The organism is Burkholderia sp. L-4 (assembly GCF_056856535.1).
Genome location: NZ_JBXEOX010000002.1, coordinates 2,897,606 through 2,921,204, shown reverse-complemented (window position 1 = coordinate 2,921,204; position 23,599 = coordinate 2,897,606). Strand labels below are relative to the sequence as shown.

22 protein-coding genes are annotated in these 23,599 nt (G+C 67.9%); 13 read left to right on the top strand and 9 right to left on the bottom strand.

All coding sequences use genetic code 11. From position 1 onward, the window contains the following. Positions 1–11: 11 nt before the first annotated feature. Positions 12–635 (bottom strand): HAD hydrolase-like protein, encoded by a 624-nt coding sequence (locus AC1VVG_RS30020; protein WP_124670275.1) that lies wholly within the window; start codon positions 633–635, stop codon positions 12–14. 138 nt (positions 636–773) lie between these two features. Between AC1VVG_RS30020 and AC1VVG_RS30015 the strand changes: the two genes are divergently transcribed. Together AC1VVG_RS30015 and AC1VVG_RS30010 are read left to right on the top strand one after the other, a co-directional pair. Beyond that, positions 774–1,217: a GNAT family N-acetyltransferase gene (locus tag AC1VVG_RS30015; RefSeq protein ID WP_034189386.1), complete on the top strand. Its 444-nt coding sequence runs from the start codon at positions 774–776 to the stop codon at positions 1,215–1,217. Positions 1,218–1,275: 58 nt separating this feature from the next. Next, entirely contained in the window at positions 1,276–1,494 is a 219-nt protein-coding gene (locus AC1VVG_RS30010) for a DUF1653 domain-containing protein (RefSeq protein ID WP_301742187.1), read from the top strand. 48 nt (positions 1,495–1,542) lie between these two features. Here the strand turns inward: AC1VVG_RS30010 and AC1VVG_RS30005 are convergent, their stop codons facing one another. From AC1VVG_RS30005 to AC1VVG_RS29990, 4 genes are all read right to left on the bottom strand, one after another. Then, on the bottom strand, positions 1,543–2,754 hold the full coding sequence (locus tag AC1VVG_RS30005) for a winged helix-turn-helix domain-containing protein (RefSeq protein WP_301742186.1): 1,212 nt from the start codon (positions 2,752–2,754) through the stop codon (positions 1,543–1,545). Between the two features lie 336 nt (positions 2,755–3,090). Further along, positions 3,091–4,161 carry a terpene synthase family protein gene (locus tag AC1VVG_RS30000; protein ID WP_482837121.1) on the bottom strand — a complete coding sequence of 357 codons (1,071 nt, stop codon included), beginning with the start codon at positions 4,159–4,161 and terminating at the stop codon, positions 3,091–3,093. Positions 4,162–4,213: 52 nt separating this feature from the next. Further along, positions 4,214–5,254 carry a polyprenyl diphosphate synthase gene (gene uppS / locus AC1VVG_RS29995; RefSeq protein WP_241510403.1) on the bottom strand — a complete coding sequence of 347 codons (1,041 nt, stop codon included), beginning with the start codon at positions 5,252–5,254 and terminating at the stop codon, positions 4,214–4,216. Between the two features lie 127 nt (positions 5,255–5,381). Next, positions 5,382–6,770, bottom strand: a complete 1,389-nt coding sequence (locus AC1VVG_RS29990) for an MFS transporter (protein ID WP_059556796.1) — start codon at positions 6,768–6,770, stop codon at positions 5,382–5,384. Positions 6,771–6,982: 212 nt separating this feature from the next. On the opposite strand from AC1VVG_RS29990, the gene AC1VVG_RS29985 reads away from it, so the two are divergent. Together AC1VVG_RS29985 and treA are read left to right on the top strand one after the other, a co-directional pair. Continuing rightward, the gene (locus AC1VVG_RS29985) at positions 6,983–7,612 is read left to right on the top strand and encodes a TetR/AcrR family transcriptional regulator (protein ID WP_034189391.1); all 630 of its coding nucleotides are present in this window, start codon (positions 6,983–6,985) and stop codon (positions 7,610–7,612) included. A gap of 136 nt (positions 7,613–7,748) precedes the next feature. Then, positions 7,749–9,476, top strand: coding sequence for an alpha,alpha-trehalase TreA (treA, locus tag AC1VVG_RS29980; protein ID WP_200086380.1), 1,728 nt, complete (start codon positions 7,749–7,751; stop codon positions 9,474–9,476). A gap of 79 nt (positions 9,477–9,555) precedes the next feature. On the opposite strand, the gene AC1VVG_RS29975 is transcribed toward treA, so the two are convergent. From AC1VVG_RS29975 to AC1VVG_RS29965, 3 genes are all read right to left on the bottom strand, one after another. Further along, positions 9,556–11,043, bottom strand: a complete 1,488-nt coding sequence (locus tag AC1VVG_RS29975) for a carbohydrate porin (protein WP_482837118.1) — start codon at positions 11,041–11,043, stop codon at positions 9,556–9,558. A gap of 119 nt (positions 11,044–11,162) precedes the next feature. Further along, the gene (locus AC1VVG_RS29970; protein WP_049035638.1) at positions 11,163–11,432 is read right to left on the bottom strand and encodes a hypothetical protein; all 270 of its coding nucleotides are present in this window, start codon (positions 11,430–11,432) and stop codon (positions 11,163–11,165) included. A 499-nt stretch (positions 11,433–11,931) separates the two neighbouring features. Next, on the bottom strand, positions 11,932–12,153 hold the full coding sequence (locus tag AC1VVG_RS29965; protein WP_154233767.1) for a hypothetical protein: 222 nt from the start codon (positions 12,151–12,153) through the stop codon (positions 11,932–11,934). A 361-nt stretch (positions 12,154–12,514) separates the two neighbouring features. Here AC1VVG_RS29965 and AC1VVG_RS29960 point away from each other — a divergent pair, with 361 nt between their 5' ends. Both AC1VVG_RS29960 and AC1VVG_RS29955 read left to right on the top strand, forming a co-directional pair. Further along, complete coding sequence (locus AC1VVG_RS29960) at positions 12,515–12,652, top strand: hypothetical protein (RefSeq protein ID WP_167361904.1); 138 nt, start codon at positions 12,515–12,517, stop codon at positions 12,650–12,652. A gap of 121 nt (positions 12,653–12,773) precedes the next feature. Continuing rightward, entirely contained in the window at positions 12,774–14,420 is a 1,647-nt protein-coding gene (locus tag AC1VVG_RS29955) for an NRAMP family divalent metal transporter (RefSeq protein ID WP_482837116.1), read from the top strand. 85 nt (positions 14,421–14,505) lie between these two features. Here the strand turns inward: AC1VVG_RS29955 and AC1VVG_RS29950 are convergent, their stop codons facing one another. Then, positions 14,506–15,411 (bottom strand): helix-turn-helix transcriptional regulator, encoded by a 906-nt coding sequence (locus tag AC1VVG_RS29950; protein ID WP_482837115.1) that lies wholly within the window; start codon positions 15,409–15,411, stop codon positions 14,506–14,508. Positions 15,412–15,695: 284 nt separating this feature from the next. Here AC1VVG_RS29950 and AC1VVG_RS29945 point away from each other — a divergent pair, with 284 nt between their 5' ends. The 7 genes from AC1VVG_RS29945 (at position 15,696) to AC1VVG_RS29915 (ending at position 23,594) form a co-directional block, all read left to right on the top strand. Beyond that, positions 15,696–16,523 (top strand): helix-turn-helix transcriptional regulator, encoded by an 828-nt coding sequence (locus AC1VVG_RS29945; protein WP_034189396.1) that lies wholly within the window; start codon positions 15,696–15,698, stop codon positions 16,521–16,523. A gap of 255 nt (positions 16,524–16,778) precedes the next feature. Further along, positions 16,779–18,986 carry a type III secretion system export apparatus subunit SctV gene (sctV, locus tag AC1VVG_RS29940; protein WP_482837113.1) on the top strand — a complete coding sequence of 736 codons (2,208 nt, stop codon included), beginning with the start codon at positions 16,779–16,781 and terminating at the stop codon, positions 18,984–18,986. After that, positions 18,983–19,261, top strand: a complete 279-nt coding sequence (gene sctS, locus AC1VVG_RS29935; protein WP_006480854.1) for a type III secretion system export apparatus subunit SctS — start codon at positions 18,983–18,985, stop codon at positions 19,259–19,261. The genes sctV and sctS overlap by 4 nt, the downstream gene beginning before the upstream one ends. Next, the gene (gene sctC, locus AC1VVG_RS29930) at positions 19,261–21,297 is read left to right on the top strand and encodes a type III secretion system outer membrane ring subunit SctC (protein WP_049029126.1); all 2,037 of its coding nucleotides are present in this window, start codon (positions 19,261–19,263) and stop codon (positions 21,295–21,297) included. Before sctS ends, sctC begins: the two co-directional genes overlap by 1 nt. Next, positions 21,278–22,612 carry a type III secretion system inner membrane ring subunit SctD gene (gene sctD, locus AC1VVG_RS29925; protein ID WP_482837112.1) on the top strand — a complete coding sequence of 445 codons (1,335 nt, stop codon included), beginning with the start codon at positions 21,278–21,280 and terminating at the stop codon, positions 22,610–22,612. Before sctC ends, sctD begins: the two co-directional genes overlap by 20 nt. A gap of 141 nt (positions 22,613–22,753) precedes the next feature. Then, entirely contained in the window at positions 22,754–22,966 is a 213-nt protein-coding gene (locus AC1VVG_RS29920; RefSeq protein ID WP_034180511.1) for a hypothetical protein, read from the top strand. A 148-nt stretch (positions 22,967–23,114) separates the two neighbouring features. Next, the gene (locus AC1VVG_RS29915) at positions 23,115–23,594 is read left to right on the top strand and encodes a hypothetical protein (protein WP_034189520.1); all 480 of its coding nucleotides are present in this window, start codon (positions 23,115–23,117) and stop codon (positions 23,592–23,594) included. Positions 23,595–23,599 lie beyond the last annotated feature (5 nt).

Sequence of the window (23,599 nt, the reverse complement as noted above, 5' to 3'; positions counted from 1 at the left end):
GCGAGCAAGCGTCACACGCGATCGAGCAACGCATCGAGGCGCGGCAGCAGCGGTGTCGCGCAATGTGCCTGCAATGCATCGGGCGCGGTGTAGCCCCACGCGACACCCTGGAACGCGATGCGTGCGCGTCGCGCTGCGTCGGCGTCGCGGATTTCGTCGCCGACGTACAGCACTTCGTCGGCACGTACGCCGGCCTCGCGCACCAGCGCGCGCAGGCGACGCGCCTTGCCGAACAGCGGAATGCCGCATGCGAACGTGTCGACGTGGGCACTGGCACGCGGGCCGAGCCGGTCGCGCACGATGTCTTCGGTGTTGGACGTGGCGATCGCGATACGGATGCCGCGCGCGGCGAGCGCGTCGAACGTTGCGTCGACGCCGGGGAACAGCGTCACCTGCGCGACGCGCGGCCGCATCAGGCGGCGCATGTCGATCGTCACGCGCGGCACTTTCCACATCGGCACCTCGAGCGCGCGAATGATGTCGCGTGCCGACATGCCGCGCAGCGCGGGGCGCAGTTCGGGCGTCGCGTCGCGGAAGCCGTGCAGGCGCGACGCTTCCGACAGCGCCGCGAGAAAGCTGTCGAGCGAATCGGCGAGGGTGCCGTCGAAGTCGAATGCGATGAGGCGGAAGGGCATGAGGCGACGTGACCGGTTCATGGGGCGGGTGACATTGTCGCCGATTCGGCCGCGGCGGATCGATGGTGTACCTTGTCCGCCGCTTCACGGCGCGGTATCGTCGATGCTCCGCCTTCCGACCTCGACCGGAGAACCGCCGTGCCCGCAGCCGCCCCCGCCACGCTGAGATTTTCCACCGACAAGCGCGAACTCGACATCGACGCGATCCACGACTTCCTGCATCGCGATGCGTACTGGTCGCAGGGCATTCCGCGCGACGTGGTCGAGAAGGCGATCGAGGGTTCGCTGTGCTTCGGTGCGTATGTCGGCGATCGGCTCGTCGGGTTCGCGCGGCTCGTTACCGATCATGCGACGTTCGCGTACCTGTGCGACGTGTTCGTGTTGCCGGCCGATCGCGGCAACGGCTACGGCCGTGCGCTGATCGATCACGTGTTCGCGCAGGAGATGGTGCAGCGGCTGCGCCGCATCATGCTCGTGACGACCGATGCGCACGAACTGTACCGGCCGGTCGGCTTCGGGCCGTCCGCGAATCCCGAGCGGCTGATGGAGATCCGCCGCCCCGACATCTACGCGAAACGCTGACGCGCGGCGCAGCGCATACAATACGCGCTTTCCGTTTTTTGCCGAAGAGAAGCCCATCATGATCGAACAGGAAGCCGAACAGCTCGCGACGCACCGTCACTACAAGGGCGGGCTGTACCGCTACATCGGCGTTGCACGCCACTCCGAAACCGAGGAATCGGTGGTCGTGTACGAGCATCTGTGGCCGCATGCGCGCGGGCTGTGGGTGCGTCCGGAAGCGATGTTCAACGGGAACCTCGAGGACGGTACGCCGCGCTTTCGCAAGCTGCGCGACTGATCCGTGCCGGCGGCGCGTGCGCCGCCGCCGCGAGGGCCGGCCAATCCGTCACGCGCCGGTCAGCGCCTTCACCAGCTCGGGCGGCGCGTGTCTGACCGTCACCTCCGGTGTGCCGTGCCACGCCGCGAGTCTCTTCACGGCCTTCGCGACGTCGGCCGCGAGCCCCGCACCGACGCGCACGCCCGGCTCGACATGCACCGCCTTCAGCTCGAACGTACCCAGCGTGCGATGCGCTTTCGCATCGACGCGGCCGACCAGCCGGCCGCGATGCAGCACGGGCAGGCAGAAATAACCGTAGCGCCGCTTGTGCTCGGGCGTATAGCACTCGATCGTGTAGTCGAAGCCGAACAGCGTCGACGCGCGCCGCCGGTCCCAGACGACCGGATCGAACGGCGACAGCAGCGTCGTGACCGTCGAGCGCAGCGTGTCGGCCTCGGCGGCCGGCAGCCAGGCTTCGAGCGAGCGATGTACGTAGGCCGGTTCCTTCCAGTCGTCGATCCGCGCCGGAATCAGGTCGCCGGCTGCCGCGAGCTGCTCCAGTTCGTCGCGGTACGAGCGGCGCGGCAGCCGGTAGTAGTCGGCGACCCAGTCCGCGCGCACGACGCCGAGCGCACGGCACGTGTAGTCGAGCAGCGCCGGCAGCACGGCTTCGCGTGGCGGCAGGTCGCGTGAATCGTCCCAGCCGGGCAGCACGCGTTCGCGGACGTCGTACACGCGCTGGAAATTGCGGCGTTCCGACACCATCAGGTCACCCGTCGTGAACAGCACCTCCAGGTGCCGTTTCTCCGGCTTGCGATCCCACCATCCGTTGCCCTTCGCGCCATCCTCGCGCGCGAAATCGGCCGACCGCACCGGGCCCTCGTCGCGAATCCGCGCGAGCAGCCGTTCGATGTCGGGCCGGTTGCGCTCATGCCATTCGGCCGCGTATTTCCAGCCCATCCCCGACGGATCGAGCATCTTGTAGCGCATCAGCCCGAACTGCTCGACCGGCAGGAAGCACGCCTCGTGCGACCAGTACTCGAACAGGCGCGCTTCGGCGAGATGTTCGTCGAGCCACTGTGGCGAGAAATCGCCGAGGCGGCTGAACAACACGAGATACGGACTGCGCGCGACGACGTGAATGGTGTCGATCTGCAACTGCGCCATGCGGCGGATCGTGTCGAGCACGTCGGTTTTGGTTGCTTTGCGGCGGGGCGGCGTCAGCAGGCCCTGCGCGGCGAGATGCAGCGCGCGGGCGGCGGCGGGCGAGAGCGTAAGCATCGGAATGGCGGTCGAGGGTGGTGATCGGGGACCACTTTAGCGCGAAAGCGGCGCACGCGTGCGATGCGCTGCCGCCGCGCGTCTGACAATGCTTGACAGATAGGTTTCGCAAGTTTCCCTATAGTGCAGTTCATGGCGCGGCGACAAATGCGCGCAACGATTCCGCTTCCGACGCACATATGTCCATGGCACGCAGGAAGCGAATCCTGGATTCTCAACCCCCATCGGGAATTCAGGAGCCCTGAGCGGACATCCATGCGGCTGTGCACCGGCCCCGAGTGGATGTCCGCTGATTTTTTTCCATTGCCGGATTTTCACGCGCCGCCGGCGTGCCTGTCACGCCGCGGCACTCGTTTCCCCGGGCCGCAGCGCGCGCGACAGGTCGTAGTGTCTGGCCGCACCGTAGCGTGGCGAACCGAAATGCCAGTCGTAGTTGCCGCGGATGTACGAGCGCGCGCCTTCGAGCAGGCGCAGCGACGTTCGATCGTCGGTGCGCGCCCGCACGCGGGCCTCCAGTTCCAGATAACGCATCAGATACCCGTTGTGGATCGCGGCCGCCGCGTCGAGCGCGGCTTGCGGCGCGAGGCCGCGCTCGTGCATCAGGACGCAGACGAGATTGCTGCTCGATTCGCCGGCTTCCTTCGGATACGAAAAGATGTCGTTGCAGAGGCACAGGATCAGGCCGGACAGCTTGCGCAGGCGCCGGACCTCTTCGTCCGCATAGAATGCGACGGGCGCTTCGTACCCCGCCGCGATGTCGATCAGTGCAAACGCGCCTTCGCCGCATCCGTTGTACGTGCGGCCGGAAAGGTATTCGGCCTCGCCCGGCACGACATCCGTCGCGTAGCGGCCGGCCTCCCACAGCGTCGAAAACAGGAACGTCATCATGCCGGCCGTCCAGCGTGCGTATTGCGCGGCCGTGGACGCGGCTGCGATGCGCGTGCAGATGTCCTGCGTCGCGCGTTGCAGCGCGGGCAGGAACGCGGCCATGTGCGGCAGGCGCGCGGCCAGCGCATCGCGCAGCGGCGCCGGATCGTGACCGGCCGGATCCGCGATCATCTCGTACAGCCACAGGTAGAGCGCCCCGAGATCGCCCGGCGAGCGGGCGACGCCATGCAGGCTGCACAGGCCATCGTCGATCGAGAAAATCCAGCCGTACGCGCGGGTCGCCGAGCACAGGCCGTCGAAGGTCGAATACGCATAGACCCGTGCGCAGTATTCGCCGATCTTGCCGTGACGGATGCCGCTGGCCCAGCGCGGATCCTCGAGCAGGCCATGACCGTTCATCCAGGCCTGCAGGTCGGCTTCGGCGCGGTCGGCGTCGGGGTGCACGGGCGTCCGGAACGAGTGAAACAGGTGCGGAAGCACCAGCGTGGGCGCGGCGGCAACGGTTTCGACGGCGGACATGGCGTACCTCGCGGATAGCGGGTGACAACGGGTGTCGTGAAGGGAGTCCGGCTTATTTGCCGAACCGGCGCGCGCGCTTGCCGTACGCATCGATGGCCTGATCGAAATCGTCGCGTCCGAAATCGGGCCAGCAGGTCGGCGTGAAATAGAACTCCGAGAAGGCGGTTTGCCAGAGCATGAAATTCGACAGGCGCTGCTCGCCGGACGTGCGGATCACGAGGTCCGGCTCGGGCTGGCCGGCCGTACAGAGCCGGCTCGCGATCATTTCCGGGCTGAGTTGCGCGAGCAACTGATCGACGGTGCCGGCCGCGACGTGCTCCTCGATCAGCGACCGGATCGCATTCAGCAGGTCGAGGCGGCCGCTGTACGCGACGGCGATGTTGACGTCGAGCCCGCGCGCATCGGCCGTGCGTCGTTGCGCGGCGCCGATCCGTTCGGCCGTGTCGGGCGGCAGCTTCGTCAGGTCGCCGATCACGTGCAGGCGCCAGCGGCCGCTGGCGGCGAGCTCGTCGAAAACGTCGGCGATCACCGCGAGCAGCCCGCGCAATTCCTCGGCGTCGCGGTTCAGGTTTTCGGTGGACAGCGGCCACAGCGTGACGAACGGGATGGCGGCTTCCTCGCACCACGACAGCAGCGCATGCACGTTGCGGCCGCCGGCCCGGTAGCCGTCGGCGGTCGGCAGGCCGAGTCGGTCGGCCCAGCGCCGGTTGCCGTCGAGGATGACGGCGAGATGCGTGGGCAGCGGCTGTGCCGCAACGCTCGGTACGGCGGGCGAATCGATGGCGAATGTTTCCGGCGCGCGCACAATCAGCTCTTGAGTCATGGCGACTCCTTCGAGGCGGGAAGCGATCGAAACGTCAAACAGCAGGGGGATTGTTATGCCAACTTCCGTATGTCGGCGTGGGGATGAATGTTCGCGCCGATGCGACCGCCCATTATTGGCCGATATATTCGGGATTTTCAAGTTAACGACGTGCGCGCAATCGCGGTGCGTCGGCCGTGCGGCCGGGCGGGCATTGCACCGCGGCGCATGGATCTCCGATCCGATTCGGTGCAGGCGATTTTCCAGCTGATGTCTTGTCGAAGCCGTCATTCCGGCCCGCGTTTTTCGCGCGTTTCGATTTCTTGAATAAACCGGAAATTAAAAATAAAAACGAGGCAATCGACAGGCGGCCGAGGGCGGCGGAAACGATTCCGATGCGCCGACCGCGTGTTGCCGCTCATTGCCGTTTGCCGCGCGCCACTTCGTCGCCGGCGCCGGGCGGCAGCCGCCGCGTGATCGGAATCGACGCGAACGAGCACAGCCCGACCACCAGGAACGCGGGCCAGAAATCCGACCACATCATCTTCTGGTGGCCCTGCAGCCAGTGCGACACGTGCAGCACGAGGCCGGCCACCGTCACGCCGAGGCCGAGCGACATCTGCTGCACGACGCTGCCGAGGCTCGTGGCACGGCCCGCGTCGCGCGGCGAGATGTCCGCGTAGATCATCGAGTTCAGGCTCGTGAACTGCAGCGCGGGGAAGATGCCGCCGACGAGCACGATCAGCCAGATCGCCCAGGTCGCCATGCCGGGATGGAACACGCCGTACGCGGCGATCGCGAGGCCCGCGAAGGCCGCGTTGTAGATCAGCACCGTGCGAAAGCCGAAGCGGCGCAGCGTATGCGTGGCCGTCGAGCGGCTCACCGCGCCGCCGAGCGCGGACGCGCACGTGATGAGCCCCGAATGGAACGCGCTCATGCCGAGCCCTTCCTGCAGCGCGAGCGGCAGCAGGAACGGCACCGCGCCGAGGCCGATGCGGAACAGCGACCCGCCGACGACGCTCGCGTGATACGTCGGGATCTTCAGGAAACTGAGATCGAGCACCGGCCGTTCCTTGCGGCGCGCATACGGCACGTAGAGCGCCAGCATCGCGGTGCCGGCCACGCACATGAGGAGCGCGTTCGAGCGCGACGTGAGCGCGCCGTCGATCAGCGTGAGCCCCATCAGCAGCAGGGCGGCGCCGCTCGCCGACAGCAGGAAGCCGAACCAGTCGAGCGGGCCGGGATCGGGCTCGTGCGTGTTCGCGATGTGCTTGCTCGCGAGATAGATCCCGTAGAGGCCGATCGGCACGTTGATGAAGAAGATCATCCGCCAGTGCAGGTAGGTCGTGATGAAGCCGCCGACGAGCGGTCCGACCGTGGGCCCGAACAGCGCGGGAATCGCGAGGTAGTTCATCGCGCGCACGAGATCGGAGCGCGGCACCGCGCGGAAGATGATGATGCGGCCGACCGGGACCATCATCGCGCCGCCGACGCCCTGGATGAAGCGCGCGAACGTGAGCACGCCGAGCGAGTTGGAGGCCGCGCACATCAGCGAGCCGACGACGAAGATGCCGATCGCGGTGCGGAACACGGAGCGTGCGCTGAAGCGGTCGGCGAGCCAGCCGCAGATCGGAATGAACACGCCGAGGCCGACCACGTAGGCCGTGATCGCGATGTTCAGTGTGACGGGGTTGTGCCCGAAGTCCCTCGCCATCGCGGGCAGGGCGGTGACGATGATGTTCGCGTCGACGCTTTCCATGAACAACGCACAGGCAACGATGAGCGGTGCTAGAAAGACGGGCGACATGGGCTGGGCGCGCGGTAAAGACGCCATTATGCCCACAATGTGACCGTTGCGTCACGCATGACAACAGTTGTTCCGCATGTTGCAACAGTCGTCCTTTCCGGCCGGATGCGCGGAAGGAACGACTGCGCATGCGTGCCGATTTCTTTTGACGGTGGGCACGTGCGTTTCTAGAATATGAGCGTTTGCTCATATTCGAAACTTGCCTGCCCGCCATGTCCGGATCGTCCTCGCGTATCGCGCTGTCGCCCCGCAAGGCGCCGCGCCAGCGCCGCTCGGCGGCCACCGTCGACGCGATCGTCGAGGCCGCTGCCCGCATTCTGGAGCGCGACGGCTTCGACGGTTACACGACGAACGCCGTCGCCGCGCTGGCCGGCGTGAGCATCGGCTCGCTCTATCAATACTTCCCGAATCGCGACGCGCTGACGGCCGCGCTCGTCGAGCGCGAGAGTGCGCATCTGCTCGACGACGTCGACCGGGCGGCCGCGCTGTCGTCCTGCGACGACGTGCTGCGCGCCCTGGTGCGCGGAGCCGTCGCGCACCAGATGCGCCGGCCGGTGCTCGCGCGGCTGATCGATTTCGAGGAAGCGCGGCTGCCGCTCGGTGCGCGTGCGGCACGCGTCGCGGACCGCATCCACGCGACGCTGCTGCATGCGCTCGGCTTGCGCGATGCGCCGCGTGTCGCCGCGCCCGACGTCGTCGCGCACGATCTGCTGGCGATCGTGAAAGGGATTGTCGACGCGGCGGGCGCGCGCGGCGAGACCGATGCGGCGGCGCTCGAGGCGCGTGCATGGCGGGCCGTGCGCGGTTACCTGCGCGAGTCGCGCGAATCGAAACTTGCTTGATGTGCGCGTTTCGTGCGACAGTCGGACCGACTCGCACCACCACATGACGCGTATCGATCGAGGGCCATCGAGACGAACGCGCGCGCGAACGAGACCCCTTGCCGATCCATTCACCATCGAAAGGAGGGGACACGTCATGACGCCACGTCGTGCCGCACCGATTGCAACTCGCTTCCCGGTTCATCTCTCGTCACGCGCTGCGCCACCCGCGCCGCGTCTTCGCTGGGCGGCCACGCTGGCCGTCGCCTATCTCGCTGTCGCAGGCTGCGCCGCGCAGGCCGACAACGCGAACCAGGCCGCCGCGCAAGCGGCGGGCCAGTCTCCGGCCGCGGCCGCCACCGCCGCGGCACCCGCCGTATCGGGCACGCTGCTGCCGCCGCCGAGCCAGCTCTACGGCGACCTGTTCGTCGCGGTGCAGACCGCGCAGATCTACCCCGACCAGAAGACCTTCGTCGACGCGACGCCCGATACCGATCCCGCGACGATCGTGCAGTTGTATCAGCAACAGAAATCGCAACCGGGCTTTTCGCTGAAGACGTTCGTCGGCCAGCACTTCACGCCGCCGCCGGAAAGCGGCGTGACGCCGCCGCCGAACCAGACGCTGCGCCAGCACATCGACTGGCTGTGGCCGCAGCTCACGCGCACGAGCGTCACGGTGCCCCAATACGGTTCGCTGATCGCGATGCCGAAACCGTATGTCGTGCCGGGCGGCCGCTTTCGCGAAGGCTACTACTGGGATACCTATTTCACGATGCTCGGCCTGCAGGTGTCGGGACGCGAGGATCTCGTCGACAACATGCTCGACAACTTCGCATATCTGATCGATACGATCGGCCACATCCCGAACGGCAACCGGACGTATTACGCGAGCCGCTCGCAGCCGCCGTTCTTCGCGTACATGGTCACGCTCGCCGCGCAGGCCGAAGGCGACAGGGTCTACCAGAAATACCTGCCGGAGCTGCGCAAGGAACACGCGTACTGGATGCAGGGCGAAACCACGACGCCGCGCGGGCAGGCCGCGCGCCACGTGGTCGCGATGCCCGACGGCGCGGTGCTGAACCGCTACTGGGACGCGAGCGACACGCCGCGCGACGAGTCGTATCTGGAGGACGTGACGACCGCGAAGTCGGCAACCGGCCGCCCGGCGAACGAGGTCTACCGCGACCTGCGTGCGGGCGCCGAAAGCGGCTGGGACTACAGCTCGCGCTGGTTCGGCGACGGCAAGACGCTCGCGACGATCCGCACGACGTCGATCGTGCCGGTCGACCTGAACAGCCTGATGTTCCATCTCGAGACGACGATCGTGAAGGGCTGCACGGTCGCGCGCGACATGGCATGCGTGATCGATTTCTCCGGGCGCGCGGCACGGCGTGCGGCCGCGATCAACCGTTACCTGTGGAATCGTCACGGCTATTACGGCGACTACGACTGGCAGTTGCGCAAGCCGCGCGACGGCGTGACGGCGGCCACGCTGTATCCGCTGTTCGCGGGCGTCGCATGGCCCGAGCGCGCGAAGGCGACCGCGCGCGAAGTGCGCAAGACGCTGCTGCAACCGGGCGGGCTCGCGACGACGACCGAGAACACGGGCCAGCAGTGGGATGCGCCGAACGGGTGGGCGCCGCTGCAGTGGATCGCGATCGACGGGCTGCGCCGTTATGGCGAACCGGCGCTCGCGAAGGACATCGGCACGCGCTTCCTGTCCGACGTGAAGCATGTGTATGCGACGGAAGGCAAACTCGTCGAGAAGTACGTGGTCGAAGGCGCCGGCACGGGCGGGGGCGGAGGCGGTGAATATCCGCTGCAGGACGGGTTCGGCTGGACCAACGGCGTCACGCTGAAACTGCTCGGGCTGTACGGCGAGTAATTCGCGGCGCGGCACACGAGCAAACGGGCCGGACGGTCGCGCGAGCGGCCGACCGGCCCGTGTTTTCATGCGGCGCGCATCAGAACGTGATCGTCGTGCGTACGCCGACCACCGTTTCGTCGCCGATGCGCGCGCCGGCCGCGTTCGGGTTCGGGATGCCGCCGCCCGGGCGGAAGAAGTGCTGCAGGTCGGCCTGCAACTGCCACCACGGCGTGACCTGGTACTGGTAGGTCGCTTCGACGACCGTCTCCGCGCGACGCACCGGATAGCCGGGCGTCGTGTACACGCCGGTATCGCCGTCGAGGCCGCGCGCATGCGAGCCGATCTTCGCGTAGCCGATCGCGATGCCGGCGACGTCGTTGTCGCGTCCGGCGAACGGCGCCTTCAGCGTCACGCCTGCGTTGGCCGCGAAGTCGACGACATTGCGGTCGCCGGGTGCGCCCATCACGCGTGCGAACACGCCGAGCGCGCGCGGGCTGTCGGCCGACGGCCGCCACACCATCTGGTCCGCGACCGCATAGAACCCGTAGTTGCCGCGATGCGTGGCGGGCGTGCCGTGACTCGCCGGATCCGCGAGCGACAGGCCGTCGGTGCCGTAACGTGGGTCGTTCGCGTGCTGCGACTGATACCAGAAGCCGAGCTTGTACGTGCCGGGCAGGCCGACGGGCTGCGGCGCCTTCGGATCGGCCGGCGGCGCGTTCAGCGCGTACTGCACCTCGCCGATCACGAACGCACCGCTGCGCAGGTTGAAGTGGGTGCCGTGCGCGTTCAGCACCTGCGCGTCGCCGTCGGTGCGGCCGGCCGGGTTGCCGTCGAACACGCCGATCATCGCGGTCCATGCGTCTGCCGGCTTCACGCGCAGGCGCACGCCGAGCGACGACAGCGGATACGCGGGGCCGCCGGCCGGCAGGTCGGTCGACGGCAGCACGGGCCAGCCGAACGTCGCGTTCATGAACGTCGACGCGTTCTGGCTTACCATGAATTCCTGGTCGACGCTCTGCTGGCCGACCTTCACGTCGATCTTGCCGTCGAGCAACGACTGCTGGTACCAGAGCTCCCACAGGCGCGTGGTCGAGTTCGCTTCGATGCCGGTCGCGGTCTGCAGTGTCTGCAGGTAGCGCTGCGTGAGGTTGGTGCCGTGGATCTGCAGCCCCGACACGTTGAACGTGCCGCCCGGCAGGCCGATCGCCTTGCCGGTATCGACGTTGAAACCGAATTGCGTGAGCCCCTGGTACGCGCCGCCGCGATGCGTGCCGCCGGACGTGTTGTACAGGTACTCGCTGGTTTCCTGCAGGCTCAGCGTGACGCCGTGATCGCCCAGCAGGTCGCGCAGGCCGCCCATGTCGCCGAGCAGGTTCGAACGCTCCCAGAAGCCGGTGGGGGCGGGCGCGGCGGCATCGGCGGCCTGTCGTGCGGGCGCGGCGTCGTCGCTGGCGCCGGCTGCCGGTTCGGCCGCGGCCGGTGACGACGCCTGCGCGAACGCGGGTGTGGCGGCAAGCGACAGCAACAGCGTGGCGAGCGCATTGACGCGGCGCTTGCGCGGGACAGGTTCGAGGTGATTCTTCATGCGGATTCCGTTGATGGTTTGATTAGCTAGACTGAATAAATGAAGGCGCGATGCGGGAAATGCGACGAGACGATCGCGCGGCGTTCCAGGGCGAGTGGTACCGCCGCGCGGCGACGGGATTACGGCAGCCAGCCGCCGACGCGCCACACCTGCGCGAAGCCGAGGCGCGAGGCGGCCGCGCACAGCAGCGCGGCGAGCGCGACCGCGGCCGCCATCGCGGCGACCAGCACGCAGTCGAGCGGGCGTGGTGCCGCGGGCACGTGGGCGAGCGCGATGCCGCGCCAGTTGCTGAACGCGTGGGCGAGCGGCGAGAGGCCGGAAACGAATGCACGGTCGCACGCGACGTGGGCGATGCGCTTGAGTCTGAGCGCGAAGGATGGAAAGAACATGACGCTGCCTCCGTCCGGTCCGGCAAACGCCGGACGACGTGATCGAGCGCGGGCGCATGACGCAACCTGCGATCGGAGGGTGGAACGTAACGGAGCGTGCGACTGGCGAGGCGGCGATGGCCGGCCCGGGAGGAAGCGCGCTAACCCGACGAATGCGAGCTAGCGGCGAAAGACATGCGTCTGGCTGCTATCTCGCGATGGCTTGGCCGGCCTGGACCGGCATCGAACTGCAACTAGAGCATGTGTCCACGGGGGGACTCCCTTGATGAATTGGGGCGGATTGTAGTCGCGACTTTTGCTGCGGCGCAAGCAAAAAACGCATGAAAGATGACGTCCGTGGCCTGCGCGTCGCAACGGACCGCGGTCGCGCGGCAGCGGCCTGGCGGGGGCCGGAAGCGCACGCGGCGGGATACTCCGTGCCGTTGCGCGCACGCATCGCCGCCGGAGCGCATCCTGACGCGCTGAAAGGTTTCGGTGCGCCATTTCAAGGGCAAATCTTTCAGCGGCGAAACGCGGGGAATTTATTTCGAGAAATGGGGTTGGGAGGGGTTGACTTCACTTTCGGGCCGTCCATAGAATCCGCCATCTTCACTCTTGGGGCCGCCGCCTTGGACGCCTGCAGTAGTCGATCTTCGAACGAAATTTCCGCCTGAGCGACCGACGTCCGCGCCTCATCGAAGCCGCCGTTTGTCTCCCGGGCAAACGGTGCGCGCAGCAGCATTCCGCAGCAAATCCCTACGTGCACCCTGATTCGCGCCGGTTAGCGTGATGCGTTTTCGCATGCGTTGGCCGGTTTCACCGCCGCCTGGCAGGCGGCCGCGTTCGCGCGTGCCTTTTCCCGGCTCGCGAATGGCGGCCCGCCGGCCTGACGGCGGTCAACCGTGTTTTCCGGAACACCGCACAGGAGCCGCCATGAACGACAGTGACAGTTGTCCCTTATGCCCGTTGCACGCACCGACCCTTTTGAACCCCGGTCGCAGGGACAATCCGGCCGACTAGCCTGACACGTCGTTCAGGCCCCGGACTGGCCCCGCGCCCACGACGCGGCCGGCACGCCTGCCGTCGCCGCACGGAGCCAGACCATGAACTTCGGCCTTCTGCTGTCGAACCTTCCGCACGTCACGGAATCGCGCAACCAGTACGACGCGATGCTGACGCTCGACGCCCGTCCGCGGGTGTTCTCCCGCCTGCTGAACCAGCTGAAATCGTTGATCCACTGAAGGAAGCGCCGAGCGCGCCTCGGCATGCGCACGCGTGGCCGCCTTCGGGCGGTCGCCCCGTGCGCATTCCAAGGTCGCACGCTTATCGAATCGCATAACCCTTAGCCGTACGGAACACATCATGTCCACGCCATCCAACGTCTCTCCACCGATCGCCGCCGAACGCAGCGCCGTGCTCGACGACGCCCACCTCGGCGACATCCGCGGCGCACTCGGCACGATCCCGCACCACGACACCGGTGCGCGCGGCACGTGGTGGGCGCGCCTGCGCACGCTGCTCGCGATCATCGGCCCGGGCCTGATCGTGATGGTCGGCGACAACGACGCCGGCGCATTCGGCACCTACACGCAGGCCGGCCAGAACTACGGCACGACGCTGCTGTGGACGCTGCTGCTGCTCGTGCCCGTGCTGTACGTGAACCAGGAAATGGTGCTGCGCCTCGGCGCGGTCACCGGCGTCGGCCATGCACGCCTGATCTTCGAGCGGTTCGGCAAGTTCTGGGGCGCGTTCAGCGTGATCGACCTGTTCCTGCTCAATGCGCTCACGATCGTCACCGAGTTCATCGGCATCACGTTCGTGCTGGATTTCTTCGGATTGCCGAAGGTGGCCGGCGTGTGCGTGGCCGCCGCGCTGACGATGGCCGCGGTGAGTACCGGCGATTTCCGGCGCTTCGAGCGGTTCGCGATCGGGCTGTGCGTGATGAGCCTGCTGCTCGTGCCCGTGCTCGTGTCGATCCATCCGAGCGTCGCGCAGATGTCGCGCGATTTCTTCGTGCCGAACTGGCCCGCGCACGCGAAGCTGTCGGACGTGATGCTGCTCGTGATCGGCATCGTCGGCACGACGGTTGCGCCCTGGCAGCTGTTCTTCCAGCAGAGCTACGTGATCGACAAGCGCATCACGCCGCGCTTCATGAAGTACGAGAAGGCCGACCTGTGGATCGGTATCGCGTTCGTGCTGGTCGGCGCGGTGGCCATGATCGGCTTCAGCGCCGCGCTGTTCAGAGGCCATCCGGAAGCCGGCAACTTCACCGACGCGGGCGGCATCATCGCGGGCCTGGAGAAGTATGCGGGCCGCACGAGCGCGACGCTGTTCGCGATCGCGCTGCTCGACGCATGCATCATCGGCGCGGCGGCGGTGTCGCTGTCGACCGCGTATGCGATCGGCGACGTGTTCAAGATCCGCCACTCGCTGCATCGCGGCGTGACCGACGCAAAGGGCTTTTATCTCGTCTACTTCGGCATCGTCGCGGCGGCGGCCACGCTCGTGCTGATCCCGGGCAGCCCGCTCGGCCTGCTGACCGAAGCCGTGCAGACGCTGGCCGGCGTGCTGCTGCCGAGTGCCACGGTGTTCCTGCTGGTGCTGTGCAACGACCGCCAGGTGCTCGGCCCGTGGGTCAACTCGACGAAGCTCAACGTGTTCACGGGCGCGGTGATCTGGGTACTCGTGCTGCTGTCGATCATCCTGACCGCGTCGGTGATGTATCCGGATATCAGCGGCGAAGCGATCGTCGACGTGCTGGTGGGCGGTACCGTGCTTGCGATCGCGGGGTATCTCGCGACGGTCCTGATTCGCCGCAACAAGCGCGTGGTGGAGCCGGGTGTAGACCGGTCGCTGCGCGATACGTGGCGCATGCCGCCGCTCGACACGCTCGAGCCGCAGAACATGACGCTCGCGACGCGGATCTGGATGGCCGTGCTGCGCGGCTATCTCGTGATCGCGGTCGGGCTCGTGATCGTGAAGGTCGTGCAGATGACGCTGCTGAAGTAACGTCGCACCGCAACCCGCGCATGCCGGCCCTCGAGGCCGGCATGCGCGTTTACGCGTTCGAATTCGCCAAGCGGCGGCGCCGCGCTCAGATCAATTCGAGCTTCGACGTCAGGTACGTGAGCTGGATCCGGTTCGCGACGCCGAAGCGCTTGCGCAGCTTGCGCAGGTGATAGTCGACGTTGTGCGCGCTGGTGTCGAGGCGCCGGCCGATCTCCTTGTCGGATGCGCCTTCGGCAATGCCGAGCAGCAGTTCCTGCTCGAACGGCGTGAGCCCGTTCACCGCGCGCTCGCGCGACGTCGAGATCAGTTGCGGCGAGGCGAACTTGTGCACCGACAACCCGATCGACAATGCCTGCTCGATCGTCGCCGGCGTGATCCACTCGCGCGTGCGGCGCGGCGCGGTGAAGCTCATGAACGCGTGCAGCCGCGTGCCGGGCACGGCCATCGAATACATGATGCCGCTGCACATCCCGTCGTCCTGCATCGTCTGCAGGAAGCCGTCGAGCGTGGCGGGGCTTTCGTTCGGGCCGTCGTCGCGCTCGCGGTGCTCGCGGCGCAGCTGCTGCAGGTCCCACACGATCGGCATGTTGCAGACGCGCGCGCCGAGCGTGCGCGGATCGACGTCGTGATGGTTGTGCCGCACGTAGTCGCCGCGATAGGTGGGCGGCGTGAACGCTTCGTGCAGATAGAGGCTTTCGACGCGCTCGCGCGAGAATTCGAGCGCGAAGTACGCGAACGTCGAGAAGCCTGTCAGATGCAGCAGGCTCGTGACGATCCGGTTGCGCTCGGCCGTGCTCTGCGCGTGCGCGAGCGTATCGGCGACGCCGAGCTTCGGCGCGTGCGGCTGCGTGACGTCGCCGCCCTTCACGTCGTCGCACCAGACGACCTGCACGGTGTGCTCCCGGCGCGCATCCGCGCAGGCGCCCGACGCGCTCGACGCGCGCGGAAAGGTTGGGGCGACCGCTTCTTCATGCAATGCAATATCGGACATGAGCCATCCCTCGGAATCGACGCGCATCGCCTGGCGGCGGCCGTATCGTGAACGGCATTCGCGGCGGTGCGATCGAGCATCGTTTTGATATGCGCCGATCGTCATCCCTGACGAAACGCGGGGGCATTGTACAAAAATGCCTGTGTATGCGTAATATGCCGTAATACTAATTGCGGCGAAAGGTTCATGTTCGCGCGCGTATATTGACTACCAGAAAATCATAAAGAAAAGACCAGATCGTGACGGGGCGCAGTTTCATATATTGGGAAAGGGGCGGGCTCCTCATGACACATGCTGACGGCGCACCACGCGTCGAATGGTTCTCACATGCCGATATCGCGGCCGCGGCCGCTTATTCGAGCGAATATCAGGCAATCGAGCGCGACGTTTTTACCGGCATTCAAATCGGATCCGGTAAAACCGACCTTGCGCCAATCGATTTCGCGCAATGCCATGCGCGATTGCGGCAAATCGGTTTCAGTACGCTCGGTTACGGCGCCTACGAAATGATCGGGCGGCGCATTCTATGTGCCCATCTGCTGCGCGATCTCGCGCCGGCAACGTTCATGCAGCCGTTCATCGAAGGGATGCTCTACGAGAGCGACCCGCGTTTCGCGCAGGTGCGGCAGAGCGGCTTTCCGGTTGCATGGCGGCTCGACGAGATCGAGGCGGCCGCGCAGGGCAGCGGCGACCGCAAGGTGCTGGCGCTCGCCGGCCATCTGCGTGCGCACGCGATGAACAGCGGCGTGATCTTCAGCCTGTCGGCGCCGCGTCTCGACCTGCGCGTCGCGGTGAACGTGACGTCGGAGACGCATGGCACCGAATGGATCGACGATCGCGTGATCGGCGGCGCGCTGGCGGTGAGCCTTGCCGTGCATCGCGTCGCGCTGCCGTTCCTCGAGGCGCGTATCGCACGCATGCGCGGTTTCGCGCTCGGCGACGAGCAGCAGCAGGTGCTCGATCGCCTCGTGCACGGGCTGTCCGACCAGGAGATCGCGAGCGCGCTGCGCACGTCGCTGCACAAGGTCGGCCATCACATCCGGTCGCTCGAGAAACTCTTCAACGTGCAGAACCGCGCGCAGCTCGCGTACCTCGCCGCGCGGCGCCTGTAACCCCGAAACGGCGCACCGCCGGCGTGCGCGCCGGCGGCCCGGCCCGCAATGGAAGCGGTTCCGGCGGCGCGTGCCCGAGCGTGCCGCCGGGTTTCGTAGTCCGATTCGATCGTCGCCGGAAAACGCGCTTTCGCGCTACGAGGCGCATCCCTTTTTCCATCGTTTCCCGTCGCTACACTCGTCCCATTCAACGGTCCGCGCGGCACGGGCAGGATTGCCCGTGCCGGCCGGCGATAACGACAGGACTACGGCACGATGGCTGAACCGAAGGCGCTCCCCCGCGACTGGCAGCGGTTGTTTTCCGCCGGCCGCGGCGTGTCCGGACCGCGTCTCGGGGGCGCATCGCCGCGCGCCGACCTGTTCATCGCGATGTTCATCGTCGCGGTCGTCGCGCTGTTCATCCTGCCGCTGCCGCAGGCCGCGCTCGACGGGATGATCTCGCTGAACCTCGCCGCGAGCGTCGTACTGCTGACGGTATCGACCTACGTGCCGTCGGCGGTGAGCTTCTCGTCGTTTCCCGCCTTGCTGCTGTTCACGACACTGTTCCGGCTCGCGCTGAACATCGCGTCGTGCAAGCTGATCCTGCTGCACGCGAACGCGGGCCACGTGATCGACGCGTTCGGGCGGCTCGTGGTCGGCAACAACGTCGTGGTGGGCGGCGTGGTGTTCCTCGTGATCGCCGTCGTGCAGTTCATCGTGATCGCGAAAGGGTCGGAGCGGGTGGCGGAAGTCGGTGCACGCTTCTCGCTCGACGCGATGCCCGGCAAGCAGATGAGCATCGACGCGGACTTGCGCGCGGGCATCATCAGCGCCGACGAAGCGCGCGAGCGACGCGAGAAGCTGGAGCAGGAATCGCAGATGCACGGCGCGATGGACGGCGCGATGAAGTTCGTGAAGGGCGACGCGATCGCGGGCCTCGTGATCGCGTTCATCAACATCGTCGCGGGGATCGCGGTCGGCACGCTGATGCACGGGATGGATATCGGCCAGGCGCTGCAGCGTTACGCGATCCTGACGGTCGGCGACGGGATGGCGTCGCAGATTCCGTCGCTGCTTGTGTCGATCGCCGCCGGCATCGTCACGACCCGCGTCGCGACGCGCGATGCGCGGCAGCGCCAGCTCGGCGAACAGCTCGGCGAGCAGCTGGGGGCGCATCCGCGCGCGCTGCTGATCGCGGCGGTCGTGCTGGCCGGCTTCCTCGTCGTGCCCGGTTTTCCGAAATGGTCGTTCGCGCTGATCGCGATCGGCCTCGGCGTGTTCGCGTTCTCGCAGCTCAAGCGCAAGACGGCCGCGCCGAGTTTCAACCTGATCCAGATCGCGGGGCGCGTCGGCGCGGCCGACGACGGCCAGCCCGCGAAGGTGTCGCATGCGGCCGGCGTCACGTCGCTGATCGCGGTGTCGCTGTCCGACGACCTGCGCGCGAGCCTGAACCTCGCGCAGTTGCAGGCCGCGCTGTCGAGCGCGAAAGCGCGCGTCGATGCGGACATCGGCACGGTGTTCCCGCGCATCACGCTGAACGACGACGAAGGCGCGGCGGCCAGCACGTACCGGATCTATCTGCAGGACGTGCTCGCCGCGCACGGCGCGCTGAAGCCGGGCTGGCTGCTGTGGGACGGCGTCGCGCCGCTGCCCGAGCGCGCGGAGCGCCAGCCGGCCGAGGCATTCGGCCCGTTCGCGACGGCGCTGTGGATCAAGCCCGACGGCTCCGCGCCGGACGGCAAGTGGCTGTCGAGCGAAAGCGCGCTCGCCGCGCATGTCGAGCAGATCGTGCGCCAGCATGCGGACGAACTGCTCGGGATCCAGGAAACGCAGGCGCTCGTGCACCTCGTGCGCCGCGAGCACCCGGAACTCGTGGGCGAGCTGACGCGGCTCGTGCCGCTGCAGCGCGTGACCGAGGTGCTGCGCCGGCTGCTGGCCGAGCAGGTACCGATCCGCAATTTGCGCGTGATCTTCGAAAGCCTGATCACGTGGGCGCCGAACGAACCGGACGACGTGATCGCGCTGGTCGAGCTCGTGCGCGTCGACCTGCGCCGGATGATTACCGACCGCCACGCGGGCACGGCGCGGCAGCTGCGGGTCGTACTGTTCGAGCAGAACCTGCAGGAGCGGATCGAGAGCGCGGTGATGCGCACCAAGCAGGGCAATTTCCTCGCGCTGTCGAGCGCGGTCAAGCAGGACATCGGCGAGCAGGTGCGCGCGATCGTGCAGGCCGCGCAGGCGGGCGGCGCCGGCGGGCACGGCAATGCGCAGGGCGCCGTGCGGCTCGCGGTGATGGTCGCGCTCGGCGCGCGCCGCTACGTGAAGACGATCCTGCAGCCGGTCCTGCCCGACCTCGCGGTGCTGTCGTACCAGGAGGTCGAGGAAGACGTGCAGCTGCATACGGTCGGCTGGGTCAAGAACCCGCCGGACGACGGCACGGTCGGCGCGGGTGCCGGCGTGCGTGCGCCGGGAGCCGTGCAATGACGAGCTCGACGATCCTCGACCTGACGCGCCAGGCGCTGATGCTCGTGCTGCTGCTGTCGCTGCCGATCGTGCTGATCGCCACCGTCACGGGCCTCGTCGTCGCGATTCTGCAGGCCGTCACGCAGGTGCAGGACGCCAACATCGGCATCGCGGTGCGGCTGATCGCCGTGATGGTCGCGCTCGTGCTGTTGTCGGGCTGGCTCGGCGGCGAAGTGCTGCGCTTCGCGCAGCAGGCGCTGGAACGCATGTTCGTTTCTTCCACAGGAGTCCTTTGATGCGTCGACGCGTCGCCTCGATCCGGTTTCAACCGCGCAGCCTGCAACGGGCCGCGCTCGCCATGTGCGCGACCGCGTTGCTCACGGCGTCGCTGTGCATGGCGCCCGCGCAGCATGCGCGGGCCGCGGACCTGCGCTGGCGCAACAAGCCGTTCACGATCGTCGCGAACGGCAAGAAGATCGGCGACTTCATCCGCGAGCTCGCGTCGTCGCAGGGCGTGACGGCGGTGGTCGACCCGAAGGTCGACGGCGTGATCAGCGGCCGCTTCTCGGGCACGCCGCAACAGACGCTCGACACGATCTGCTCGACCTACGGGCTCACGTGGTACTACGACGGCTCGTTCCTGTACGTCGATCCGGCCGATCAGTCGCAGACGCAGATGATCCCGATCCCGCCGAACGCAGCCGGTGAAATCGGCCGCGCGCTGCAGGCGATGCAGATTCCCGACAAGCGCTACACGCTGGTGATCAACGACCGCGCGAACAGCGTGTACGTGGCCGGCCCGCGCCGCTACGTCGAGCTCGTGCGGCAGGCGGTCGGCTCGGTCGGCGATCCGTCGGCGAACGGCGCGCATGCGGACATCCGCGCGTTCCGGCTGAAGTACGGCTGGGCGTCGGATTTCACGATCAACCGCTCGGGCAAGGAGGTGACGGTGCCGGGCGTCGCGACGATCCTGAGCCGCCTGTTCGGCAAGGGCGGCGGCACGAACGCGCTGCCGTCGAGCACGCCGCTCGGACAGGCCGCGCGCCAGGTGAAGCTGGGCTCGGGGCTGACGATCGCCGTGCCGCGGCTCGACTTCCCCGATATCGCCGGCGGCCCGCGCGCGGGCGGTTACGCGGGCGACAGCAGCGCAGGCGGCGGGCTTGCACCGTTCGGGAACGCCGGCGGCGGCGACGCGCTGCCACAGATCGTCGCCGATCCGGCGATCAACGCGGTGATCGTGCGCGACCTGCCGGAGAACATGTACCGCTACCAGTCGCTGATCAACCAGCTCGACGAGCGGCCGCGCATCGTCGAGATCAACGTGACGATCATCGACATCAACGAGGATTCGCTCGACAGCCTCGGGATCGACTGGCGCCTGCACACGACGCACGGCGACGTGCAGATCGGCAACGGCGCGAATCCGCTGAACGGCAACACGCAGTACAACGGCTCGGGCAATCCGCCGCTCACGTTCGGCGTCGGCACGTCGGAAACCGGGCAGACGGGCACCTTCCTGCCGACCGGCATCGCGTTGACGGCATCGATCGGCGGCTCGCTGCGCAACTACCTGCTCACGCGCGTGAACGCGCTCGCGCAGAAGGGGCAGGCGCAGTTGCGTTCGAAACCGAAGGTGCTGGCGCTCGACAACACCGAGGCGATCCTCGAGAACCTTACGCAGTTCTACGTGCAGGTGCAGGGCTACCAGGATTCGTCGCTGTACAGCGTGACGACCGGCACGAGCATCAAGGTGACGCCGATGATCGTCGACGAGGCGATCCGCAACGCGGCGGCCGTGTCCGGCAATCCGCAGAGCGTGATGATGTCGATCGACATCCAGGACGGCAACGTCGTGCAAGGGCAGGCCGTGTCGAACATTCCGGTGATCCAGCAGCGCAACATCGTCACCAAGTCGATGATCGACGAGGGCAAGAGCCTGCTGATCGCGGGTTTCAACGACGACGAGGTGAAGCTGAACAAGAGCGGCGTGCCCTGGCTGTCCGACATTCCGCTGATCGGCAACCTGTTCAAGTACACCGACAAGTCGGGCAACCACATGGAGCGGTTCTACCTGCTGACGCCGCGCGTGGTGACGACCGCGTCGATGTATGCGCCGGACGGCTCGCCCGTGAACCCGGGTGTCGACGCGCCGGCCGGCCAGGAAGGACTGTCGATGTACCGCCCGCCGGACAACGACGTCGCGGTGCCGCTGACGCCGAAGCCGCTGCCCGGCACGAAGTTCGGTCCGCCCGCGCTGCCGCCGCCGAAGGATGCGGCGGCGCAGCCCGCGACGACCGCAGGAGCCACTCCCCATGTCGACGAGCATCATTGATCCGCACGGCGACGGCGCATTGCCCGGCGGCGCGGGGGGCGGCGCGGCCGCGTTCGCGTCGCCGTGGAACCTGTGCTTCCTGAGCGGGCCGATGTACGGCCGCACGATGTCGCTCGCGCGCGGCGCGAACTGGGTCGGCACCGCGGCCGATTGCGAAGTGATCCTGCCCGATCGCGAGATCGGCGCGAAGCAGGTGTGCCTGCAGGTCGGCGCGCTCGCGGTGACCGTGCAGAACCACGGCGGCGAGACCGGCGCGGCGGTGCTGTTCAACGACGAACCGCTCGGCGCGGGGCGCCGCTCGCTGACGCCGCACGACGTCGTGACGGTCGGCTCGATCCGGCTCGGCATCGCGCGGCATGCGCAGGCGAGCGTCGCGGTGCCGGACGAAGCCGATGCGCCGGACGCCGCGCGCGAGGCCGCGTGGCTCGGCTGGCTCACGGGCGGCCTGCGCCGCCTCGGCAGCCGCCGGCTCGTGATCGCGCTGGTCGCGTTGTGGATCGGCGTGCTGCTCGGCGCGCTCGGCTACGGCTTCGTCGCGTGGTCGGGGCGCCTGCCGTGGCAGCACGAATCGGTGCTCGCGGGCACGCACCGGCTGCAGCAGCTGCTGCATGCGTATCCGGAGCTGGCCGTCGCGCCGCGCGACGACGGCGTGATCGTGTCGGGCTACGTCAGCGATCCGGCCGCGCGCGAACGCGTCGCGCAGATCGTCGCGGAGGTCGACAACGCGGCGCTCGGCAACATCTACGTGGTCAGCGACCTGGTGGCGACCGCGCAGACCTATTTCAGCGATACGGCGCTGACGGTGACGTATCTCGGCCGCGGCCGGATCGAACTGACGGGCGCGGCCGCGCGCGCGCAGATCGAGCCGCGCATCCGCAACTACATGAAGGATGCGCGACCGGCGCTCGAAGTCGTCGATCACGTGCGCGATGCCGATCCGGCCGCGCCGCGCACGGCGACGACGCTGGGCGGCACGGCAGGCATTCCGGAGATCACGACCGTGTTCGCGGGCGACGGCGACCAGCGCTACATCGAGACGGCCGACGGCAGCCGCTATTTCGAAGGCGCGCGGCTGAAGGAGGGGGCGACGGTCGTGTCGATCGGCCCGGACGAAGTCGTGTTCGAACGCGGCGGCCAGCGCATCACGATGCCGCTCGGCGGCCCGTCGGCGCGTGCGCCCGAACAGGCGCCGGCGCCGCCCGTGGCACCGCTCGCGAGCGGCGCGGCCGCCGGGGTCGCGCAGCCGGTACCGGGGCCGACGCTGTTGCCGGAGGCGGCGGCAACCGCGGCGGCATCGAAGGAGAAGGCGCACTAGCGCCGCGACAGGTCATGCGCATCGCGCGGCGCGCGGTGCGCGCATTACGCGAGGCGTCGCAGCGGTGCGGCGGCTCACGTCGCCGGCGGGGCATGGGGCCGCCGCCGGAAGGTGGATGAACTTCACTTAAAGGAGCACAACATGGGTACGCAGGCAGCAGGTGGTGCAACCAACACGAACCAGGTCCAGCAGCAGGCCGACGACCTGACCAAGACGCAGCTCGAACTGACGAAGATCAACTTCCAGGTCCAGCAGTCGACGGCGACGTTCGAAACCAGCAACGCAGTGACCGCGCAAGAGGGGACGGCGAACGCCCAGGTTGCGCAGCACCTGAGCTCGGCCGGCCGCGCATGACGCCGGTCGCCGGCCGTGCCGCGCGTGGCCGCGCGCTGGGTCTGCCCGAGCAGGGCGTCCGGCGGCGGATGCGTGCGTGCCGGCCGGTTTGTTCCGGGCTGGCCCGACCGATCCGGTCCGGCGTCGGCCACTCGAGGAGGGCATGAACATGTCAGTGACAGGCGTAGGCGCGGCGCCGCCGGGCGCGGCCGCGCTCGCGAGCGCCGCGCAGCAGCAAACGGGTGCGGCGTCCGATCCGGCGCAGGTGCGCCAGTTCGATGCGCTGATGCAGCCGGGGGCATCGGCGGCGGCCCCGCCGTCCGCGTCGGGCGTCGCGATGTCGCGCGCGCCGGCGGATGCGGCGCCGGCCGTGCAGATGACGCCCGCGCAGGCGAACCAGTCGTCGCTCGTCGAGCGGTTGCGCACCTACGGCAACGATCTCGATTCGCGGTACGCGAACATCGACAAGCATCGCAGCGAGATGCTGACGTCGATGGCGGACAGCCGCAGCGACCCGCTGATGACGATGGTGAAGGCGATGGACTTCCAGTGGACGGCGACCACCACGATTTCGGAATACCAGTTGAGCCTGTCGGTCGCGCAGGCGGCGAACGGCTTCACGCACACGGTGCTGAAGACGCAGGAGTGATGGCG

Excerpts from the sequence above, each read along its gene's own strand:
- AC1VVG_RS29945 (WP_034189396.1), top strand. The coding sequence starts at position 15,696 with ATGACACATGCTGACGGCGCACCACGCGTCGAATGGTTCTCACATGCC.
- AC1VVG_RS29920 (WP_034180511.1), top strand. The coding sequence starts at position 22,754 with ATGGGTACGCAGGCAGCAGGTGGTGCAACCAACACGAACCAGGTCCAG.
- AC1VVG_RS29970 (WP_049035638.1), bottom strand. The coding sequence starts at position 11,432 with ATGTTCTTTCCATCCTTCGCGCTCAGACTCAAGCGCATCGCCCACGTC.
- AC1VVG_RS29915 (WP_034189520.1), top strand. The coding sequence starts at position 23,115 with ATGTCAGTGACAGGCGTAGGCGCGGCGCCGCCGGGCGCGGCCGCGCTC.
- AC1VVG_RS29960 (WP_167361904.1), top strand. The coding sequence starts at position 12,515 with ATGAACTTCGGCCTTCTGCTGTCGAACCTTCCGCACGTCACGGAATCG.
- AC1VVG_RS29950 (WP_482837115.1), bottom strand. The coding sequence starts at position 15,411 with ATGTCCGATATTGCATTGCATGAAGAAGCGGTCGCCCCAACCTTTCCG.
- AC1VVG_RS30000 (WP_482837121.1), bottom strand. The coding sequence starts at position 4,161 with ATGTCCGCCGTCGAAACCGTTGCCGCCGCGCCCACGCTGGTGCTTCCG.
- sctV (WP_482837113.1), top strand. The coding sequence starts at position 16,779 with ATGGCTGAACCGAAGGCGCTCCCCCGCGACTGGCAGCGGTTGTTTTCC.
- sctS (WP_006480854.1), top strand. The coding sequence starts at position 18,983 with ATGACGAGCTCGACGATCCTCGACCTGACGCGCCAGGCGCTGATGCTC.
- AC1VVG_RS30010 (WP_301742187.1), top strand. The coding sequence starts at position 1,276 with ATGATCGAACAGGAAGCCGAACAGCTCGCGACGCACCGTCACTACAAG.
- AC1VVG_RS29965 (WP_154233767.1), bottom strand. The coding sequence starts at position 12,153 with ATGCTGCTGCGCGCACCGTTTGCCCGGGAGACAAACGGCGGCTTCGAT.
- AC1VVG_RS29975 (WP_482837118.1), bottom strand. The coding sequence starts at position 11,043 with ATGAAGAATCACCTCGAACCTGTCCCGCGCAAGCGCCGCGTCAATGCG.
- treA (WP_200086380.1), top strand. The coding sequence starts at position 7,749 with ATGACGCCACGTCGTGCCGCACCGATTGCAACTCGCTTCCCGGTTCAT.
- uppS (WP_241510403.1), bottom strand. The coding sequence starts at position 5,254 with ATGACGGCTTCGACAAGACATCAGCTGGAAAATCGCCTGCACCGAATC.
- AC1VVG_RS29985 (WP_034189391.1), top strand. The coding sequence starts at position 6,983 with ATGTCCGGATCGTCCTCGCGTATCGCGCTGTCGCCCCGCAAGGCGCCG.
- AC1VVG_RS30020 (WP_124670275.1), bottom strand. The coding sequence starts at position 635 with ATGCCCTTCCGCCTCATCGCATTCGACTTCGACGGCACCCTCGCCGAT.
- sctC (WP_049029126.1), top strand. The coding sequence starts at position 19,261 with ATGCGTCGACGCGTCGCCTCGATCCGGTTTCAACCGCGCAGCCTGCAA.
- sctD (WP_482837112.1), top strand. The coding sequence starts at position 21,278 with ATGTCGACGAGCATCATTGATCCGCACGGCGACGGCGCATTGCCCGGC.
- AC1VVG_RS29990 (WP_059556796.1), bottom strand. The coding sequence starts at position 6,770 with ATGTCGCCCGTCTTTCTAGCACCGCTCATCGTTGCCTGTGCGTTGTTC.
- AC1VVG_RS29955 (WP_482837116.1), top strand. The coding sequence starts at position 12,774 with ATGTCCACGCCATCCAACGTCTCTCCACCGATCGCCGCCGAACGCAGC.
- AC1VVG_RS30005 (WP_301742186.1), bottom strand. The coding sequence starts at position 2,754 with ATGCTTACGCTCTCGCCCGCCGCCGCCCGCGCGCTGCATCTCGCCGCG.